Here is a 3,986-nt window from a genome sequence, read left to right on the forward strand (position 1 = left end):
GCCGCGGCCGCGGTCGGCTCGGCGGTTTGGGGCAACAGTTCGCTAGCCGGCAGCGCGGGCGCAGGCGCTTCCGTCGTGTCTTCCGGCAGAGCGATCGGTTGAACGGCCTTGCCGCGGCGCTTCGCCGGCTGACCGGCCCTTGCCGCACTCTGGTGCCGGCTGCGCAGCGCAACGCCGCTCAGGAAATCGACCAGCGCCAACATCGCCAGCACGAACACCGTCTGGTTGGCGAACTGCGGCAGCATCACGAATTCCGCCACGGTTCCGCCGAGCACCAGAAGCGACAGCAGATGATCGGTGAGATATTTGGCGCCGGGCCGCGCCGCCTTCATCACCTCGGGCAACAGCAGCAGAACGCCGAGCGCCATCAGCACGTCGCCGAGCGCGATCGTCCAGGTCGCCCCGGAGGGCAGCGCCACGCGAGCCAGCGCCGCGTCGAACCCCAGCCCCGGCATCAGGAAGACGATGATGTTGCAGATCGCGACGGGGATCAGCAGCAGCGGGAAACCGATAATCGACATCGGTGAAGCCTGTGGTTCACGACAAACAGATGCGTCCCTGCGATCGTCCGGACGCGGACGTCAACTCGCTAACGCAACACTTGGCACGAAATCAGGACTTCTCACGACTTCAGCCGTGCCGGAACGCGTTCGCACCGAGCGCCGCATCCGTGCGGCCGACGATCGCGTCCATCCCGTAAGATCTGGCGCGGCGGCGGCGTGTTCACCGAACACGCGGGCGTGCCGCGCCGACAGGACCCGAGCGGAGCGCTCAGGAATCCTTTTTCTTCAGCACCTGACGGCCCTTGTACATCCCGGTCTTGAGATCGAGATGATGCGGACGGCGCAGTTCGCCAGAGTCCTTGTCCTCGGCATAGGTCGGACGCTTCAGCGCGTCCGCAGACCGACGCATGCCACGCCGCGAGGGCGAAGTTTTTCTTCTCGGAACGGCCATATCGATAATCCTTGACGGAGGTTCCCTGGCGAAATCGGTGTCGGCGTCCACACTGGGACGGCCCGCTTGCGCGCAGGCGAAATGCGTAAGGCCGGGCTTATAACGGAAGCCGGACCGGAATGCTAGGGCAACGGATCGGCAAATTTCGCCCCAACCCGCGGTCAGGATTCGCGATTTTGCTGCCAGCACTGCCGCAGCTCGGCCGAGCGGGCGCGGGCGACGTAGGTCGCGGCAAGCCGCCGCACGCCGCGACCAGGCGCCTTGGCGCTGCGAATCCGCGGGTTCGGCAAAATCGCCGCCAGCAATGCTGCCTCTTTGGCCGACAGTTGAGCCGCGGAGCGGCCGAAGGCGTAGTCGGCGCCGGCCATCGCGCCGAACTGGCCGTCCGGCCCCCACTCGGCGATGTTGAGGTAGATTTCGAGGATCCGACGCTTCGACATCACCAGATCGATCCATAACGCCAGCGGCGCCTCCAGCGCCTTGCGGATCACGCTGCGGCCCGGCCACAGGAACAGGTTCTTCGCCACCTGCTGGGTGATGGTCGAGCCGCCGCGGCTGGTGCTGTCGTCGTCGAGGACATCGCGCACCGCATCCCAATCGATGCCGCGATGACTACAGAACTTGGCGTCTTCGGCGGCCACCACGGAGCGCGGCAGCGCCGGAGAGATCGTCTCGATATCGATCCAGCTCCGGCTCACCGGGGCGCCGGTGAGCCAGCGCCCCAGCATCAGGGTCGAGCCCGGCTGACCTCCGGCCGCATAGAGAACGGTGAGCAGATAAGGCAGGGCCAGCAGTGCGAGCACCGCCAGAACGACCATGCGAACCACGCGCTTGGCGCGAAGCGGAGACGCAACGGGATCAGACACGATCGCTCCCGGTGATGGCGGCCCCCTTGCCCTCCGCCGAATTGACGAAGCCGGTGCCATGATGAATGGTCCGGCCGAATTTTATCTGGAGCACTTCCGAATGGCCACCGCCACGTCCACGATCGACTTTGCCAAGCGGCTCGATAGCACCGCCGAAGACACCGAAGCGCTGCTCGGCCGACTGTTGTCCGACGAATTGATGACGGACGAGATCGCCCGGCCGCGCCGGCTGATGGAGGCGATCCGGTACTCTACTCTCGGCGGCGGCAAGCGACTGCGGCCATTTCTCGCAGTCGAAAGCGCAGCGGTGTTCGGCATCGATCGCGACGCCGCGCTTCTGGTCGGTGCCGCGCTGGAGTGCATCCACTGCTACTCGCTGATCCACGACGACCTTCCGGCGATGGACGACAGCGACCTGCGTCGCGGCCGGCCGACGCTGCACAAGGCTTACGACGATGCCACCGCAATCCTCGCCGGCGACGCGCTGCTGACCTTCGCGTTCGATATCGTCACTCGCGACGAGGTGCACACGGATCCGACCGTGCGGCTGATGCTGACGCGGGTACTGGCGCGCTGCGCCGGGCTCGGCGGCATGGTCGGCGGCCAGATGCTCGATCTCGCCGGAGAAGGCCGGTTCGGTGACCGCGAGCCGGTCGACGTCGCGAAGCTGCAACAGATGAAGACCGGCGCCCTGCTCCGCTACGGTTGCGTCGCCGGCGCGATCCTGGGCCAAGCCAACGCCGAGCAGTATCGCGCGCTCGACGATTACGGCCGTGCGCTCGGCGAGGCATTCCAGATCGCCGACGACCTGCTCGACGTCGAGAGCGACGCGGAAGCGCTCGGCAAGCCGGCCGGCGCCGATGCCGCGCTCGGCAAGACCACCTTCGTCACCCAGCTCGGCATCGACGGCGCCAAGCAGCGGCTGCGCGACTTGATTGCGCGGGCCGATCAGGCGCTGGCGCCGTTCGGCGAACGCGGCGACGTACTTCGCGCCGCCGCCCGCTTCGTGGCGGAGCGGAAGAACTGATCCGGGCGGCTCATGCCGCGCGGGCTTCTTCCTCGAATGCGAGGTTGCGGACGATGTCGAGCAGGCGATCACCTTCGATCCGCTCGGCACTGAAGCCGGTCTGCCGGCCGATATGGCCGAACAGATTCTCGTCCTCGCGCGATCGCCCGAGGAACGCCATCGACCAGTTGCTGAACAGCCGCGCCTCGGCTGCGCCGAAGGCGAGCACCTGAATATCGCCGTGGCGTTCGTCGCGCAGAATCTTCTCGAACAGCCGTTCGACCGAGGGGCATGGGCCTTCCAGCACCTGGGCGAACAGGCCGCGGTTGAACACCAGCGCGCCGGTGATCTGAAGCGGCGGATTGTTGCGGCGCGCGGCCGCCAGGATCGAATCGACCTCCTCGGCGATCCGAACCGGACCGCCGGCGATCAGATTCTTGCTGTAGTACACGCAGCGGAAGAGCCGGCTCGACATCGGCGGACGATTCCAGGTCAGAGGCTGACTTCAGTCGCAGCGTCGATCACGTTGCGGCTTTCGGCGAGGAAGTGCTCGATGTCTCCGGGCGGGATCGGCCGGCTGATCAGATAGCCCTGCACGTCGGTGCAGCCGTCGGCCGCGACCCGCGCGAGCTGGTCCTCGGTTTCGACGCCTTCAGCCACCGTCGCCATGCCGAGGCTGGCACCGAGCGAGGCGATTGCCCGCACGATCGCGCGGTTTCCGGGATCTTCCGATGCCGCGCGCACGAACGACTGATCGATCTTGATCTTGTCGAACGGGAAGCTGCGCAAGTAACCGAGAGACGAATAGCCGGTGCCGAAATCGTCCAGAGATACCCGGACGCCGAGGCCGCGGAGTTGTTGCAGCACCGCGAGCGCATTGCCGCGCGAATCGAGCATCACGCTTTCGGTAATCTCCAGCTCCAACCGCCGCGGGTCGAGCCCGCTGTCGGCGAGCGCGGAGACGACGGTCGCCACCAGCGACCGGTTGGCGAACTGGATCGCCGAAATGTTGACTGCGACCATGTAGTCGCCCGGCCAGGCGGCAGCGTCGCGGCAGGCGGTGCGCAGCACCCACTCGCCGATCGGACCGATGATCCCGGTCTCCTCGGCGATCGGAATGAAGTCGAGCGGCGACACCGGGCCCCGCGTCGGGCAGCGCC

The 3,986-nt window shown here is 66.8% G+C and carries 6 protein-coding genes; 1 reads left to right on the forward strand and 5 read right to left on the reverse strand.

Annotated elements, in window-relative coordinates:
- The 3 genes from DU475_RS23230 to mtgA form a co-directional block, all read right to left on the reverse strand.
- Positions 1 to 521 (reverse strand): hypothetical protein (locus DU475_RS23230; RefSeq protein ID WP_164633457.1); only part of this gene is annotated, 521 nt, incomplete at its 3' end.
- A gap of 250 nt (positions 522 to 771) precedes the next feature.
- The gene (rpmF, locus tag DU475_RS23235; RefSeq protein WP_013500393.1) at positions 772 to 954 is read right to left on the reverse strand and encodes a 50S ribosomal protein L32; all 183 of its coding nucleotides are present in this window, start codon (positions 952 to 954) and stop codon (positions 772 to 774) included.
- 161 nt (positions 955 to 1,115) lie between these two features.
- Positions 1,116 to 1,820: a monofunctional biosynthetic peptidoglycan transglycosylase gene (mtgA, locus tag DU475_RS23240; RefSeq protein ID WP_013500392.1), complete on the reverse strand. Its 705-nt coding sequence runs from the start codon at positions 1,818 to 1,820 to the stop codon at positions 1,116 to 1,118.
- Positions 1,821 to 1,920: 100 nt separating this feature from the next.
- On the opposite strand from mtgA, the gene DU475_RS23245 reads away from it, so the two are divergent.
- Positions 1,921 to 2,847 (forward strand): polyprenyl synthetase family protein, encoded by a 927-nt coding sequence (locus tag DU475_RS23245; protein WP_013500391.1) that lies wholly within the window; start codon positions 1,921 to 1,923, stop codon positions 2,845 to 2,847.
- 10 nt (positions 2,848 to 2,857) lie between these two features.
- Here the strand turns inward: DU475_RS23245 and DU475_RS23250 are convergent, their stop codons facing one another.
- Both DU475_RS23250 and DU475_RS23255 read right to left on the reverse strand, forming a co-directional pair.
- The gene (locus tag DU475_RS23250) at positions 2,858 to 3,301 is read right to left on the reverse strand and encodes a BLUF domain-containing protein (RefSeq protein ID WP_013500390.1); all 444 of its coding nucleotides are present in this window, start codon (positions 3,299 to 3,301) and stop codon (positions 2,858 to 2,860) included.
- Between the two features lie 17 nt (positions 3,302 to 3,318).
- Positions 3,319 to 3,986 (reverse strand): putative bifunctional diguanylate cyclase/phosphodiesterase (locus tag DU475_RS23255; RefSeq protein ID WP_164633458.1); only part of this gene is annotated, 668 nt, incomplete at its 5' end.

The organism is Rhodopseudomonas sp. WA056 (assembly GCF_010906995.1).
GTDB classification, from domain to species: Bacteria; Pseudomonadota; Alphaproteobacteria; order Rhizobiales; family Xanthobacteraceae; genus Rhodopseudomonas; species Rhodopseudomonas palustris_G.